At 74.0% G+C, this 13,816-nt stretch carries 14 protein-coding genes and 1 pseudogene; 8 read left to right on the top strand and 7 right to left on the bottom strand.

The features are described 5' to 3' along the window. Together F8274_RS14590 and F8274_RS14585 are read left to right on the top strand one after the other, a co-directional pair. Positions 1–1,188: pseudogene (locus F8274_RS14590) on the top strand (glycoside hydrolase family 15 protein); the annotation flags it as partial. A gap of 190 nt (positions 1,189–1,378) precedes the next feature. Next, positions 1,379–1,558 carry a hypothetical protein gene (locus tag F8274_RS14585; RefSeq protein ID WP_151462895.1) on the top strand — a complete coding sequence of 60 codons (180 nt, stop codon included), beginning with the start codon at positions 1,379–1,381 and terminating at the stop codon, positions 1,556–1,558. Between the two features lie 213 nt (positions 1,559–1,771). Here F8274_RS14585 and F8274_RS14580 read toward each other — a convergent pair whose 3' ends face one another. Further along, positions 1,772–1,987 carry a hypothetical protein gene (locus F8274_RS14580; protein WP_151462894.1) on the bottom strand — a complete coding sequence of 72 codons (216 nt, stop codon included), beginning with the start codon at positions 1,985–1,987 and terminating at the stop codon, positions 1,772–1,774. A gap of 51 nt (positions 1,988–2,038) precedes the next feature. On the opposite strand from F8274_RS14580, the gene F8274_RS14575 reads away from it, so the two are divergent. The 3 genes from F8274_RS14575 (at position 2,039) to F8274_RS14565 (ending at position 3,927) form a co-directional block, all read left to right on the top strand. Next, the gene (locus tag F8274_RS14575; protein WP_151462892.1) at positions 2,039–2,251 is read left to right on the top strand and encodes a hypothetical protein; all 213 of its coding nucleotides are present in this window, start codon (positions 2,039–2,041) and stop codon (positions 2,249–2,251) included. A 164-nt stretch (positions 2,252–2,415) separates the two neighbouring features. Next, complete coding sequence (locus F8274_RS14570) at positions 2,416–3,165, top strand: neutral zinc metallopeptidase (RefSeq protein ID WP_151462890.1); 750 nt, start codon at positions 2,416–2,418, stop codon at positions 3,163–3,165. A 114-nt stretch (positions 3,166–3,279) separates the two neighbouring features. Continuing rightward, positions 3,280–3,927, top strand: a complete 648-nt coding sequence (locus tag F8274_RS14565) for an HAD family phosphatase (protein ID WP_151462888.1) — start codon at positions 3,280–3,282, stop codon at positions 3,925–3,927. Between the two features lie 57 nt (positions 3,928–3,984). Here F8274_RS14565 and F8274_RS14560 read toward each other — a convergent pair whose 3' ends face one another. The 5 genes from F8274_RS14560 to F8274_RS14540 form a co-directional block, all read right to left on the bottom strand. Then, positions 3,985–6,534: an ABC transporter permease gene (locus F8274_RS14560; RefSeq protein ID WP_151462886.1), complete on the bottom strand. Its 2,550-nt coding sequence runs from the start codon at positions 6,532–6,534 to the stop codon at positions 3,985–3,987. Further along, positions 6,534–7,301, bottom strand: coding sequence for an ABC transporter ATP-binding protein (locus F8274_RS14555; RefSeq protein ID WP_151462883.1), 768 nt, complete (start codon positions 7,299–7,301; stop codon positions 6,534–6,536). The genes F8274_RS14560 and F8274_RS14555 overlap by 1 nt, the downstream gene beginning before the upstream one ends. A 257-nt stretch (positions 7,302–7,558) precedes the next feature. Beyond that, positions 7,559–8,242 (bottom strand): response regulator transcription factor, encoded by a 684-nt coding sequence (locus tag F8274_RS14550; RefSeq protein WP_151462882.1) that lies wholly within the window; start codon positions 8,240–8,242, stop codon positions 7,559–7,561. A gap of 28 nt (positions 8,243–8,270) precedes the next feature. Next, positions 8,271–9,464, bottom strand: coding sequence for a sensor histidine kinase (locus tag F8274_RS14545; RefSeq protein ID WP_151462881.1), 1,194 nt, complete (start codon positions 9,462–9,464; stop codon positions 8,271–8,273). 76 nt (positions 9,465–9,540) lie between these two features. Continuing rightward, positions 9,541–10,449, bottom strand: a complete 909-nt coding sequence (locus tag F8274_RS14540; RefSeq protein ID WP_151462880.1) for a PD-(D/E)XK nuclease family protein — start codon at positions 10,447–10,449, stop codon at positions 9,541–9,543. A 165-nt stretch (positions 10,450–10,614) separates the two neighbouring features. On the opposite strand from F8274_RS14540, the gene F8274_RS14535 reads away from it, so the two are divergent. The 3 genes from F8274_RS14535 (at position 10,615) to F8274_RS14525 (ending at position 13,366) form a co-directional block, all read left to right on the top strand. Continuing rightward, entirely contained in the window at positions 10,615–11,673 is a 1,059-nt protein-coding gene (locus F8274_RS14535; protein ID WP_225853795.1) for a M50 family metallopeptidase, read from the top strand. Next, positions 11,670–12,626, top strand: coding sequence for a tRNA (adenine-N1)-methyltransferase (locus tag F8274_RS14530; protein WP_151462879.1), 957 nt, complete (start codon positions 11,670–11,672; stop codon positions 12,624–12,626). Before F8274_RS14535 ends, F8274_RS14530 begins: the two co-directional genes overlap by 4 nt. A gap of 167 nt (positions 12,627–12,793) precedes the next feature. Beyond that, positions 12,794–13,366 carry a hypothetical protein gene (locus F8274_RS14525; RefSeq protein WP_151462877.1) on the top strand — a complete coding sequence of 191 codons (573 nt, stop codon included), beginning with the start codon at positions 12,794–12,796 and terminating at the stop codon, positions 13,364–13,366. A gap of 53 nt (positions 13,367–13,419) precedes the next feature. Here F8274_RS14525 and F8274_RS14520 read toward each other — a convergent pair whose 3' ends face one another. Then, positions 13,420–13,713, bottom strand: coding sequence for a ferredoxin (locus F8274_RS14520; RefSeq protein ID WP_151462875.1), 294 nt, complete (start codon positions 13,711–13,713; stop codon positions 13,420–13,422). Positions 13,714–13,816 lie beyond the last annotated feature (103 nt).

Here is a 13,816-nt window from a genome sequence, read left to right as displayed (position 1 = left end):
CCCGCGACTACTGGCGGGGCTGGCTCGGCCGCTCCTGCTACCACGGACGCTGGCGGGAGATGGTGGAGCGGTCGGCCATGACGCTCAAGCTCATGACCTACGCGCCGACCGGCGCGCTGATCGCCGCCCCCACCGCCGGGCTGCCCGAACGGGTGGGCGGCGCACGCAACTGGGACTACCGCTACACCTGGATCCGGGACGCGTCGTTCTCGGTGCACGCCCTGCTGAGCCTGGGGTTCACCGACGAGGCCTGGCACTACCAGCACTGGGTCGAGGACCGGATTCGCGACGCCGAGGCCGGCGGTGTGCCGTTGCAGGTCATGTACCGCGTGGACGGCTCACCGGACATCACCGAGGAGGTGCTCGACCACCTCGAGGGCTACCGCGGGTCCGCGCCCGTGCGGATCGGCAACGGCGCGGCGAAGCAACTGCAACTCGACATCTACGGCGAGATGCTCAACGCCCTCCACCTCGCCAACGACCACGGCCTCAAGGGCTCCCACGCGGGCTGGCAGCACCTCACCCGGACGGTGGACTGGCTCTGCGCGCACTGGGACCAGCCCGACGACGGGATCTGGGAGACGCGGGCCGGTCGCCAGGACTTCACCTACGGGCGCCTGATGTCCTGGGTGGCGCTCGACCGGGCCGTCCGGCTGGCCCACCGGCACGGGCGCCCCGGCGACGTCGGCCGGTGGACGGAGGCCCGGAACCGCATCTACGAGCAGATCATGTCGCGCGGCTACCACCCGCGACGGCGGGCCTTCGTCCAGCACTACGACACCGACGTGCTGGACGCGGCGCTGCTCGCCATGCCCTCGCTCGGCTTCGTCGCGCCGACCGACCCGATGTGGCAGTCGACGCTGCGGGCCGTCGACGCCGACCTCGTCTCCGACAGCCTGGTCTACCGGTACAACCCGGGCGCCACCACGGACGGCCTCTCCGGCGGGGAGAGCACCTTCACCATGTGCACCTTCTGGTACGTCCAGGCCCTGGCCGAGTCCGGCCGGCTCGACGACGCGCAACTGACCTTCGAGAAGATGCTGACCTACAGCAGCCAGCTCGGCCTGTACTCGGAGGAGATCGCCCCGACCGGGGAGCAGGCCGGCAACTTCCCGCAGGCGTTCAGCCCATCTGTCCCTCATCAGCACGGCGTCGATCCTCGACCGGCTCCTCGACGCCCAGGGCTGACCGGGAAACCCGCTGTGCGACCGGGCCCGGCCCGCTACGGTGACCGGAGTCGGGTTACCGGCCCGGCCCGGGCGGGTAAGCGCCCCCGGCCCGCAGGGCGTGCCGCGGTCGCCGTCCACGGCGGCGCAGCCCGAGAGATGCGGCTGTGACGTCCGAGGACGAGCATGGGGGTACGACGAAAGGGGCGGAGATGACCGACGACATCGCTTCGAAGGTTCCGCCGGACCCGGCCCCCGTGCTGAGCGCGCCGGCGGGTCCACCGCAGGTCGGGCCGCCGAGCAGCCTGGACCTGTGGGCCCGGGCGCAGACGCTGCACCGTTGCTTCGGCGACGACGACGGCGAACCGCACATCATGCGCGGCCTGGACTGAGGCCCCGCCCCACCGCAGGCGCCCCCGGGCCGGGCGCCCGGATCCGCGCGTCGGCGAACCCCCTGAGGGCGGCGTCCCGACAATGGACGGACCGGCCCGGCCCCCGATCAGCCGTCCAACCGGGCCGCACGCGCGTGCACGTAGCGCTGCTGCACCAGGTTCATCGAACGGCGGGCCGCCGCCAGGCACCCCGGACACCAAACCTAGGGCGGATCAGTCGACCCGGCCGGAGGCGAGCAGCGCGGCGGTGGGCAGCGCCAGGCTGCCGTCGGCCTGCCGGTGGGGGGCGGCGAGCCGGTCGTACTCCCGGCGGACGCGCTCGCGCGCGGCCGGCGGCTGCCGTTCCAGGACGAAGCCGATGGTGCTGATGCGGGCGGCCGGGCCCGCCCACCGGGACCGTTCGTGCGCGTCGAAGTCGGTGTCGATCATCGCCGCAGCGTGGCGGTGACCGGGGGTGCGGGGCGGCCCTACAGTGGCCGCATGACGACGGTGCTCGTGACGCTGGCGGTGGTGGCCACGGTCGTGGCCGTGGTGGTGGTGTTCGTCTCCTGGCGGGACCGGCAGCGGCGCGCCTTTCAGGAGGATCCGGAGGCGGTCCGGGCGGCCAGGGCGGAGCAGCACCGGCGGGCGGCCGAGCGGGAGCACGTGCAGCACGACGGCTGGAACAACGGCGGCCACGGCTTCACCGGCTGACGCCGTGCGGCGCGGCACCGGCACGCCGCGGTTGCCACGCCGGTGGCTACCGTTCACCGCTCCCGACTGAACGAAGGCCGGCGCGCACACGTGATCCCCGGTGGGCATCAACGACGCACGGTCGGGGTACTGCGCTGACACAGCGAATCAGCCGGGAGGCAACGGTGGGGGAGAACGCGCGACGTCGGCGGCCGGGGCCGCTCGCCGGGCTGCTGGTCGCCGTGGTCGTGGCGGCCGGCTGCATGGGCGGCGGGCTGGACCAGGGCGAGCCGGAGCAGCCCCGCCCGCGGCAGAGCGGCCAGCCCGCCTCCCCGGGAGCCGACGCGACCCGGGCCGACGGCACCACCAGCGTCGCGGAGTTCAAGCAGGACTTCTCCGACGCGGTCGGCATCGCCCAGCGCTACTGGACGGCGCAGTTCCGGGCCTCCGGCAAGCAGTTCGAACCGATCCGGCGCGTCGTGCCGTACACGCGGTCCGGCGAGGTGTCCTGCGGCGGCGAGGGGCTGCCCCGCAACAACGCCGTCTACTGCTCGGCCGGCGACTTCATCGCCTACGACGTGAACTGGTCGGTGGGGGCGTTCCGGCAGGTCGGCGACGCCTTCCTGTTCTACCTGCTCGGCCACGAGTACGCCCACGGCGTCCAGGTCCGCCTCGGCATCCGCTACAACTTCACCATCCAGCAGGAGCTGCAGGCCGACTGCATGGCCGGGGCGTACATCGGCGACAACGTGCGCTCGGGGACGCTGACCCTGGCCGAGGGCGACCTGGACGAGTTCCGGGAGGGGCTGCTGGCGGTCGGCGACGACCCGGACCAGCCCTGGTTCGCCGAGGGCTCGCACGGCACCGCCGAGCAGCGCAGCGACTCGTTCTTCCGCGGCTACGAGAACTCCCTGGACGCCTGCGGCCTGGGCTGATGCCGCAGGTCACCCCCGCCGGGGACGGTGACCGGCCGGCGGGGCGCGGCTGAGAGGATCGGCGGGTACCCGCACCCGAGGAGGCCCCCGCTGAGCAGCACACATCCCGCCGCCGTGCTCTTCGACATGGACGGCACCCTGGTCGACAGCGAGAAGCTCTGGGACGTCGCGTTGCAGGAGCTCGCCGCGGTCTACGGGGGAACCCTCTCCGAGGACGCGCGCCGGGCGATCATCGGCACCAGCATGGCCGTCTCGATGCGCATCGTGCACGACGACCTGGGCCAGCCGGAGCGGGACCCGCAGGCAAGCGCCGACTGGATCAACGCCCGGATCCTGGAGCTGTTCCGCGACGGGCTGCGCTGGCGGCCCGGTGCGCTGGCCCTGCTGCGCGCGGTCCGCGCCGCGGGCATCCCCACCGCCCTCGTCACCTCCAGCACCCGGCCGCTGGTCGAGGTCGCCCTCGACACCCTGGGCCGGGACAGCTTCGACGCGGTGGTCTGCGGCGACGAGGTCGAGGCGGCGAAGCCGCACCCGGAGCCGTACCTGACCGCGGCGCGGCTGCTCGGTGTGCCGATCGAGCGGTGCGTGGCGATCGAGGACTCGCCGACCGGAGTGGCCAGCGCCCTCGCGGCCGGGGCCGCCGTGCTGGCCGTACCCGCCGAGGTGCCGCTGCCGCCGGCCGACGGCGTACACCAGTTGGCGAGCCTGACCGCGGCGGACCTGGAGTTGCTCTCGGCCCTGCTCGGCGAACGCCCCGCCTGACCGGTACGCGGAAAGGGGCCCCGCAGCAGGCGGGGCCCCTTTCACGTCGTGCCCGGGTCAGTCGTGGGCGATGGCGCCCAGCACGTTGATCCGCGCGGCGCGGATCGCGGGCAGCACCGCGGCCACCACACCGATGATCGCCGCCAGGACCAGGAAGGTCACCATCTGGCCCCAGGGCAGGACCAGGTCGGTGATGCCCTCGTCCTTGAGTGCCCGGACCACGGCCGCGCCGAGGCCCGTGCCGACCACGACGCCGAGCAGCGCGCCGAAGATCGAGATCACCACCGCCTCCACGGTGATCATCCGCATGGTCTGCGCCCGTCGCAGGCCGATCGCCCGCAGCAGGCCCAGCTCCCGGGTGCGCTCCAGCACCGACAGGGCGAGGGTGTTGATGATGCCCAGCACCGCGATCACGATGGCCAGCGCCAGCAGGATCTGGATCATCCGCAGCGGCGTGTCCAGCTGGCTGGTCTGCTGCTTGATGAACGCGGCCCGGTCCGCCACCGACACCTCGGGGCTGTCCGCCAGCAGCCGCTCGACCTGCGGCTGCACCGCGGCGACCGAGGTGCCCGGGGCGAGCTGCACGAAGCCCTGGATGGGCTGCGGGATGGCGAAGTCGGTGGCCGCCTGCGGCGGCAGCACCACCGGGTTGGTCAGCTGCGAGCTCTCGTAGATGCCGCTGACCGTGTAGGTGCGGGCCTCGCCCCGGGACAGCTGGACGTTCACCGTCGAGCCGACCGCCAGGTTGCGGGACTTCGCGGTGTCCGAGCTGAGCAGCATCTGGTCCGGGTTCAGCCGGCTGATGTCACCGGCGGTCGCCTTCGCCCCGAAGATCTTCTCCAGCGCGGCCACGTCGCTGGACGCGGCCACCCAGGTCCGCTCACCGTTCAGCGTCGCCATGTCGCCGTACTCGCCGTCGACCAGCCGCACGCCGGGGATGGCGGCGGCCTTCTCCAGCACCGCCGGGTCGAAGCTCGGCGGGCGGGGGCCGGCCTGGGCGCCGGAGATCACCAGCTCGGCCTTGATGGTGTCCTCCGCCAGGGCGCTGATGCTGCCCTTGGCCGAGTCGAGGATCACCGTCACCCCGGTCACCAGCGCGATGCCCACCATCAGCGCGGCGGCCGTGATCGCCGTGCGGCGCGGGTTGCGGCCGGAGTTGAGCCGGCCCAGCTTGCCCGGCACCGACCAGGCGAAGATCGTGCCCAGCAGGGCGACGACCGGCCGGCTGATCAGCGGGGTCAGCAGCGCCACGCCGATGAACGCGAACAGCACGCCGCCCAGGATGGTGGCGAGGGTGTTGTCGCCGGCGTGGCCGCCGAGCCCGAGGAACAGCAGGCCCGCGCCGATCGCGGTGACCACCGACCCGCCGACGGTCACCTTGGTCAGCGGCCGGTCCGGCGTGGCGACGTCCTGCATGGCGGCGATCGGCGGGATGCGCGAGGCGCGCAGGGCCGGCAGCAGGGCCGCCACCACCGTGATCACCGTGCCCACGGCGAAGGCGCCGATGACCGCCGCGGGCGGCACGCCCAGGCCGGCCAGGGTGAGCCCGCCGGCGAGCTTGCCGAACAGGTACGCCAGCAGCGCGCCCACCCCGATGCCGGCCGCGAGCCCGAGCACCGAGGCGATCAGGCCGACCGCCACGGCCTCCAGCACCACCGAGCCGATGACCTGCCGGCCGCTCGCGCCGATGGCCCGCATGAGCGCCAGCTCACGGGTGCGCTGGGCCACGATGATCGAGAAGGTGTTGAGGATCAGGAAGGTGCCGACCAGCAGCGCCACCGCGGCGAAGCCGAGGAGGATCTTGTTGAAGAAGGACAGGCCCTCCTTCAGCCCGGCGGACGCGTCGTCCGCGAGCTGCTTGCCGGTCTTCACCTCGTAGTCCGCGCCCAGCGAACGGGCCACCTGGTCGCGCAGCGCCTCGGGCGTGGTGCCGCCGGCCGCCTGCGCCGTCACGTTGGAGAACACACCCGGCTTGCCGAGCATCAACTGCTGGGCGACCGGGGTGGTGAACGCCACCTCGTTGACCCCGCCGACCGAGTCCCGGCCGCCGCTGTAGCCGAAGACACCGACCAGGGTGAACTCCTTCTTCGGCGCCAGGGTCAGCACGCCGACCCGGTCGCCGACCTTCACCTTGGCCGCCTCGGCGAGCGCCACGTTGACCACGATCTCGTCGTCGGCCTGCGGCGCGCGCCCTTCCCGCAGCTTCACGAGGTCGCTCTCGCCCAGCCAGTTCTCGCCGAGCTGCGGCGGGCCGAACGAGGTGACCACCTTGCCGTTGCTGCCGATCAGCCGGGCCCCGTCGGTGTTGACCACGCCCTGGACGTCGGCCACACCCGGCACCGCCTTGACCCGGTCGACGACCGACGCGGGCACCGGGGCGGCGACCTGCTCACCCTCGACCTCGGACAGCGCGACCTTCGGCTTGCCGGCCACGTTGACGTCGACGTCGGAGAACGCGTCGGAGAAGACCGCGTCGAAGGAACGGCCGAGGGTGTCGGTCAGCACGAACGCGCCGGAGACGAACATGACACCCAGCACCACCGCCAGGCCCGACAACAGCAGGCGCAGCTTGCGCGCCAGCAGGCTCTTCAGAGTGGCCCGGAACATCAGTTGCCCACCTCGGCCGGCGCGTCGAGCTTCTTCATGGTGTCCAGCACCGTGTCCGCGGTCGGCTCGATCAGCTCGGAGACGATCTCACCGTCGGCCAGGAAGACCACCCGGTCGGCGTACGCGGCGGCGGTCGGGTCGTGGGTGACCATCACGATGGTCTGGCCGTGCTCCCGGACCGAGTTGCGCAGGAAGTTGAGCACCTCGGCGCCGGAGCGGGAGTCCAGGTTGCCGGTCGGCTCGTCCGCGAAGATCACCTCGGGGCGGGCCACCAGAGCCCGGGCGCACGCCACCCGCTGCTGCTGGCCGCCGGAGAGCTGCGCCGGGCGGTGCCCGAGCCGCTCCCGCAGGCCGACGGTGTCGATCACCGTGTCGTACCAGGCCGGGTCGGGCTTGCGGCCGGCTATCGACAGCGGCAGCAGGATGTTCTCCTGAGCGGTGAGCGTGGGCAGCAGGTTGAACTGCTGGAAGATGAAGCCCACCTTGTCGCGGCGCAGCTTCGTGAGGCCGGCGTCGCCCAGCCCGGTCACCGTGGTGTCACCGATCATGACAGTGCCCCGGGTCACCGAGTCCAGGCCCGCCAGGCAGTGCATCAGCGTCGACTTGCCCGAGCCGGACGGGCCCATGATCGCGGTGAACCGGCCCCGCTCGAACTCGGCGCTCACCCCCCGCAGCGCGATCACCTGCGCCTCGCCGCTGCCGTACACCTTCCACACGTCGCTGGCGCGGGCCGCGGCCTGCGCCTGCTGCCCTACCGTCGCGGTCACGATCATCTACCTCTTCCGTCAGCCTGCTGATCCGCACCGCCCCCGCTGGTCGGTGCGGCAGTTCCATCCTCGGTGCCGCCGGGCCCGGATCCGTCCACCCCCGGGCGGAACCTCGCCGGAATTTCCGTTGGGGTCACCCCCGACGCCGGCTCAGGGTCATCCCTGACCGGCCGGCGCCACCGACGCTAGGACCTCACGTCGCGTCATGGTCAACCCCGCCGCGCCGCCGATGGTCACGGTAGGTGACCGGTGCCACCTCACCCGCCGGGACGGACCAGGCCCGTCTCGTACGCCAGCACCACCGCCTGCACCCGGTCGCGCAGCCCCAGCTTGGTCAGCACGTGCCCGACATGGGTCTTCACGGTGGTCTCGCTCACCGACAGCGCCCGGGCGATCTCGGCGTTGGACAACCCGCGTGCCACCTGCACGAGCACCTCCCGCTCCCGCTCGGTCAGCGTGTTCAACGCCTTCGGCGGGGTGGCCGCCGGGTCGGGCAGCACGTCGGCGAAGCGGTCCAGCAGCCGGCGCAGGATCCGCGGCGCCACCACCGCCTCCCCGGCCGCCACCGTCCGGATCGCGGTCACCAGGTCCTCGGCCGGCACGTCCTCGGCCAGGAAGCCGCTCGCCCCGGCGCGCAGCGCGCCCACCACGTACTCGTCCAGGTCGAAGGTGGTGAGGATGAGCACCCGCACCGGCAGGCGGGCGTCCACGATCGCCCGGGTGGCCGCCACCCCGTCCATCCGCGGCATCCGGATGTCCATGAGCACCACGTCCGGCAGCAGCCGCCGGGACAGCTCCACCGCCTCCACCCCGTCGCCGGCCTCGGCCACGATGTCCAGGTCGTCCTCGGTGCCCAGCACCATCCGGAAGCCGGTCCGCAGCAGCGGCTGGTCGTCGGCGAGCAGGATCCGCACCGGTCGGCCGGCGGTGCTGTCGGTCATCGGTCTCCCTCGTTCGGCCGGGCGCCGGTCACGCCGGGACCGCCCCGGCCGGCTCCAGCGGAATCCGCGCGTACACCCGGAAGCCGCCGCCCGGCCGCGGGCCGGTCCGCAGAACCCCACCGTAGAGGGCGACCCGCTCCCGCATGCCGACCAGACCGTGCCCGATCCGGTCGGCCACCGGCGCCGGACCGCGTCCGGTGTCGGTGACCTCCACGGCCAGGAAGCCGGGGGTGACCGTGAGCCGCACCAGCGCGGTGGCCCGGCCGGCGTGCTTGAGCGCGTTGGTCAGCGCCTCCTGCACGATCCGGTAGACGGTCAACGCCACCCCGTCCTCCATCGGCCCCGGCGTGCCGTCGACCCGCAGCGTGACCGGCAGCCCGGCGTCGCGGACCTGCTCGACCAGCGCCTCGATGCCGGTCAGCCCCGGCTGCGGGGTCAGCTCGGCGGCCGGTTCGGCATCGGTGCGCAGTACGTCCAGCAGTCGGCGCAGCTCCCGCAGGGTGGCCCGGCCGGTCTCCTCGACCGTGGCCATCGCCTCGTCCGCCGCGTCCGGGTCCCGGCGCAACACCCGGCGCGCCCCGGTGGCCAGCACGCCCATCACGCTGACGTGGTGGGCCACCACGTCGTGCAACTCCCGGGCGATCCGGCGCCGCTCGTCGGCGACCGCCTGCTCGGTCAACGACCGCTGGGTGGCCTCGGCGATGCGGGCCCGCTCCCGCAGCATCCGGGTGGACTGCCTGCGGGCCTGCACGGCCCGGCCCACCGCGAACGCCACCGACGCGGTCAGCAGGTTGTCGAGCACCAGCACGCCGGGGCCCATGTCGAGCACCCCGTCCAGCGGCGCGACCACGTTCGCCAGCACCACCGGCACCCAGAGCAGCAGCCCGGCCACCGACGCCGAGCGCAGCGGCCGGTGCGCCGCCATGGTGTAGGTGAGCACCACGAAGGTCAGCCCCTGGGTGGTGGGCGCCAGCGCGAACAGCACCGGCACGGCCAGCGTGGCCACCGCCGCGCCCACCGCCGGCCACGGGGCGACCCGGCGGATCACCACCGGGGCGGCGCAGACCACGCTCCAGCCCAGCGCCGCCCAGATCTGCTCGGGTCGCAGCTCCCGCGGGGTCAGCAGCAGGAACGCCGCGTCCACGAGCGCCAGCGCCACGGCCGCGCCGGCGTCCACGGCCAGCGGCCGGTCCCGCGCCCACGCGCGCAGCCGGTTGGTCATGCTCCGACGCTAGCCGCCGCCCGGGGCGCGTCCTCGTCGCCGATGCCGAACCCGGCCTCCTCCGCGAGGAGGAGGGTCACTCGTCCGCGCCGGGCGCGGCCGGCCGGGACCGGGCGTCGGTGAGCGGGTCGGCCGGCCCGGCCACCGGGAACGGCGGCGGGGTGCCGCCGAAGCTGGGGCACAGCGCCTGGTGGCTGCACCAGTCGCAGAGCCGGCTCGGCCGGGGCCGGAAGTCCTGCCGGGCGGTGGCCTGCTCGATGGCCTGCCAGAGCGCCACCACCGTGCGCTCGAAGCGCAGCAGCTCGTCGGCGTCGGGGGAGTAGTCGCACACCTCGGCGTCCTTGAGGTAGAGCAGCCGCAGCACCCGCGGCACCACCCCCCGGGTCCGCCACAGCACCAGGGCGTAGAACTTGAGCTGGAACAGCGCCCGCGCCTCGAACGCCTCGCGCGGGGCGCCGCCGGTCTTGTAGTCGACCACCCGCAGGGCGCCGTCGGGCGCCACGTCGAGCCGGTCGAGGTAGCCCCGGATGAGCAACTCGTCGTCGACCACCGCGGAGATCAGCGCCTCCCGCTCGGCCGGCTCCAGCCGGCGCGGGTCCTCCACCGCGAAGTAGCCCTCCAGCAGCGCCGCCGCCGAGCGGAGGAACCCCTCCACGGCGGCCGTGTCGCCCTCGGCGAACAGCGTCGCCAGCTCCGGCTGCTCGGTGACCAGCCGGTCCCACTGCGGGGCGACCAGGTCGCCGGCCGACTCCGGGGTGCGGGCGCCCGCTGGCAGGTCGAACAGCCGCTCCAGCACGGCGTGCACCAACGTGCCCCGGACCTGCTCCACGGTGGGTCGCTCGGGCAGCCGGTCGATGCTGCGGAACCGGTAGAGCAGCGGGCAGGTCTTGAAGTCGGCCGCCCGCGACGGCGACAGCGACGCCCGCACCGTGGGCGCCGCGGCCGTCGGGTCGGGCTGCGTGTCGATCACCGGTTCCGCCGTCATGCCCGGAAGGTTAGGGCACCGGTGTGACAGGGCTGCCGTCGCCGCACCGCGGCATGATCGGCCCCGCGTAGCATCAACCCGGTGGAGCAGCGGACCCGCCCGTCACGCCGGCCCGGTCTGACCCTCGGCCGGGTCTTCGGGGTGCCGCTGCGCGCCGACGCCTCGATGCTGCTGCTCACCGTGGTCGTCACCGTGCTCTACGCCGCGCTGGCCCGCCGCCAGCTCGACCTCGGCCACCTCGGCGGCTACCTGGTCGGCCTCGGCTTCGTGGTCTCGCTGCTCGGCTCGGTGCTGCTGCACGAGCTGGGGCACGCGCTGACCGCCCGGCGCTACGGCATCGGTGTGCGGGGGATCACCCTGGAGCTGCTCGGCGGCTACACCGAGATGGACCGGGACGCCCCCAGCCCCAAGGTCGACCTGCTGGTCTCCCTCGCCGGGCCGGCCGTCTCGGCGGTGCTCGGCGCCGGCGCGGTCGCCGCCACCATGGCCCTGCCCGCCGGCACCCTCGCCCACCAGCTCGCCTTCCAGCTCGCGGTCAGCAACGTCGTGGTCGCCGTGTTCAACAGCCTGCCCGGGCTGCCCCTGGACGGCGGTCGGGCGCTGCGCGCCGCGGTCTGGGCGGTCACCCGGGACCGGCACCGGGGCACCGAGGTGGCCGGCTGGATCGGCCGCGCCGTGGCGGTCGCCACCGTGGCCCTGGTCGTGCTGCTCACCCTGCGCCGGGCGCTCGCCCCGCTCGCCCTGCCGCTCATGCTGCTGGTCGCCGTGACCCTCTGGCGGGGCGCCGGCCAGTCCATCCGGATGGCCCGGATCGGCCACCGCCTGCCGCTGGTCGATCTGGCCCGGCTGGCCCGCCCGCTGCTGCCGGTGCCCACCGGCACCCCGCTCGCCGAGGCGCAGCGCCGCCGCGCCGAGGGTGCCACGCCCGACGCCGCGCTGGCCGTGGTCGACTCCACCGGCCGCCCGGTCGCCCTGGTCGACCCGGCCCGCGTGGCCGCCGTACCCGCGGAACGGCGCCCGTGGCTCGCGGTGGACGCGGTGGCCCGCGACCTGGGCCGCGTGCCCGCGCTGCCGGTCGACGCCGACGGCGAGCGGGTGCTGGAGACCGTGCGCACCCACCCGGGCGCACAGTACGTCGTGACGGCAGGCGAAGATGTGGTCGGCGTCCTGCACATCGCGGATCTCGCCCAGCTCCTCGAACCCAAACGGAAGACGAACACGTGACCGCAGAAACCTCCACCGTCCCGGCGCTGCCCCCGGTCCACCGGGGGCCGTTCCGTCCCGGCGACCGGGTCCAGCTGACCGACCCGAAGGGCCGGATGCACACCGTGACGCTGGAGCCCGGCAAGGAGTTCCACACCCACCGGGGCATCCTCAGCCACGACACGCTGATCGGCCTCCCCGACGGCAGCGTGGTCACCACCGCCGGCGGCGGCACGGCGTTCCTGGCTCTGCGGCCGCTGCTGTCCGACTACGTGCTGTCCATGCCGCGCGGCGCGCAGGTGATCTACCCGAAGGACTCGGCGCAGATCGTCGCCATGGGCGACATCTTCCCCGGCGCGAAGGTCCTGGAGGCCGGCGCCGGCTCCGGCGCGCTCTCCTGCTCGCTGCTGCGGGCCGTCGGCACCGACGGTGAGCTGCACTCGTTCGAGGTGCGCGACGACTTCGCCCAGATCGCCCGGCGCAACGTCGAGGCGTTCTTCAACGGCCCGCACCCCGCGTGGCGGCTGCACGTCGGCGACGTCGCCGAGTGCACCGAGACCGGCTTCGACCGCATCATCCTGGACATGCTCACCCCCTGGGAGATGCTCGACATGGTCGAGCGGGCCCTCGTTCCCGGCGGCGTGCTGATCGGCTACGTGGCCACCACGCCGCAGCTCTCCGAGCTGGTCGAGGCGCTGCGCGAGCGGGGCGGCTGGACCGAGCCCCGCGCCTGGGAGTCCCTCGTCCGGGACTGGCACGCCGAGGGGCTCGCGGTCCGGCCCGACCACCGCATGATCGCGCACACCGCCTTCCTGGTCTCCGCGCGCAAGCTCGCCCCCGGGGTCACCGCCCCGCCGCGCCGCCGTAAGCCCAGCAAGGGCGCCGAGGCGTACGCCCAGCGCCGCGACGCGCTGCGCGCCGCCGAGGCGGCCCGCCGGGCGGGCGCCGAGGGCGAGGAGCCGGACCGGGCGTGACCCCGCCGCGCGGACGGGTAGGAGCGGGCGGATCATGGGTTCCGGCGGGGACCACACCGAGCGGGTGGAGACGGTGGCATGAGCGAGCGGATCGGGGCACGCGGCGGGCGCCGCGCCCGCCCCGGCGGTCCGGACCGGCGGCGGCGTACGGGCCGGGAGGCGGTGGCATGAGCAACCCGGGCTACGGCAACGGGGACCTGCCCGCCGTCTTTCCCGACTGGTCGCCCTACACCGATCTGGAGTCGGCCGCCCGGGCCTACCTGCGCGACCCCGACATCGCCCTGGACGCCCTCGGCGGGGTGCTGCGCGGCGCCTCCGTGCTCGGCTTCACCCTGGAACGCTTCGTCAACGAGGTCAACGGCGTGTGGCAGGAGGTCGTCGTCTGCGACGGCAGCCGGCTCGTGCTCTGGCACGGCGAGGACGTCCCGCCGGGGGAGGGGCCGGCCGGCTCGATGACCTCCTCGCTGCGGGTGGTGCCGGTCTCCACCGTCACCGAGGTCGGCTGCCGCCGGCGGCTCACCCGGGCCGACAACGGCGAGGTCCGGGTCGACAGCATCGACGTCTACCTGCTGCTCAGCTCGCTGGACGAGGCGCCGCCCAGCGACGAGATGGCCGGCGCGCCCCGGCACGACGCGCTGCGCTTCGGCAAGACCCTCGACGACGGCGGCGCCGGGCAGATCGCCCGGCTGGAGGAGTTCGCCCGGCTGGTCGCCTCGGTCGTCGGCCGCCCCATGCTCTGAGAGACACCGCGGGCCGGAAACCTCCCGGTTCCCGGCCCGTCGTGTCCGTCAGCTCAGTCGTCGGCCTCCGGGCCGGCCACCTCGGCGCCGTCGCGGGCGCGCACCACGTGGATGCACTCGCCCGGGCACTCCTTCGCCGAGTCGATCACCTCAAGGCGCAGGTGCTCCGGCACGTCCACCCGGGCGCCCGGGGCCTGGCGCAGCTCGCCGTCCGACCCCTTGACGTACGCGAGGCCGTCGACGTCGAACTCGAAGACCTCCGGCGCGTACTGCACGCACAGGCCGTCACCCGTGCACAGGTCCTGATCGACCCAGACCTGCAGCTGGTCCGTCGCGACGTCGGTCACGAAGCACCCCCCATGTTCTCCCGTCCCACGCTCCGACGGTACCCGAACGCCCGTACCCGCCCGACGACCAGCCCTTGGCGATCAAGCTTCGGTGACGAGCGCG

The organism is Micromonospora sp. AMSO31t, assembly GCF_008868175.1.
In the GTDB taxonomy this organism is placed as follows: domain Bacteria; phylum Actinomycetota; class Actinomycetes; order Mycobacteriales; family Micromonosporaceae; genus Micromonospora.
The sequence above is the reverse complement of the archived record's forward strand: the minus strand, read 5'-3'. Positions and strand labels throughout refer to the sequence as shown.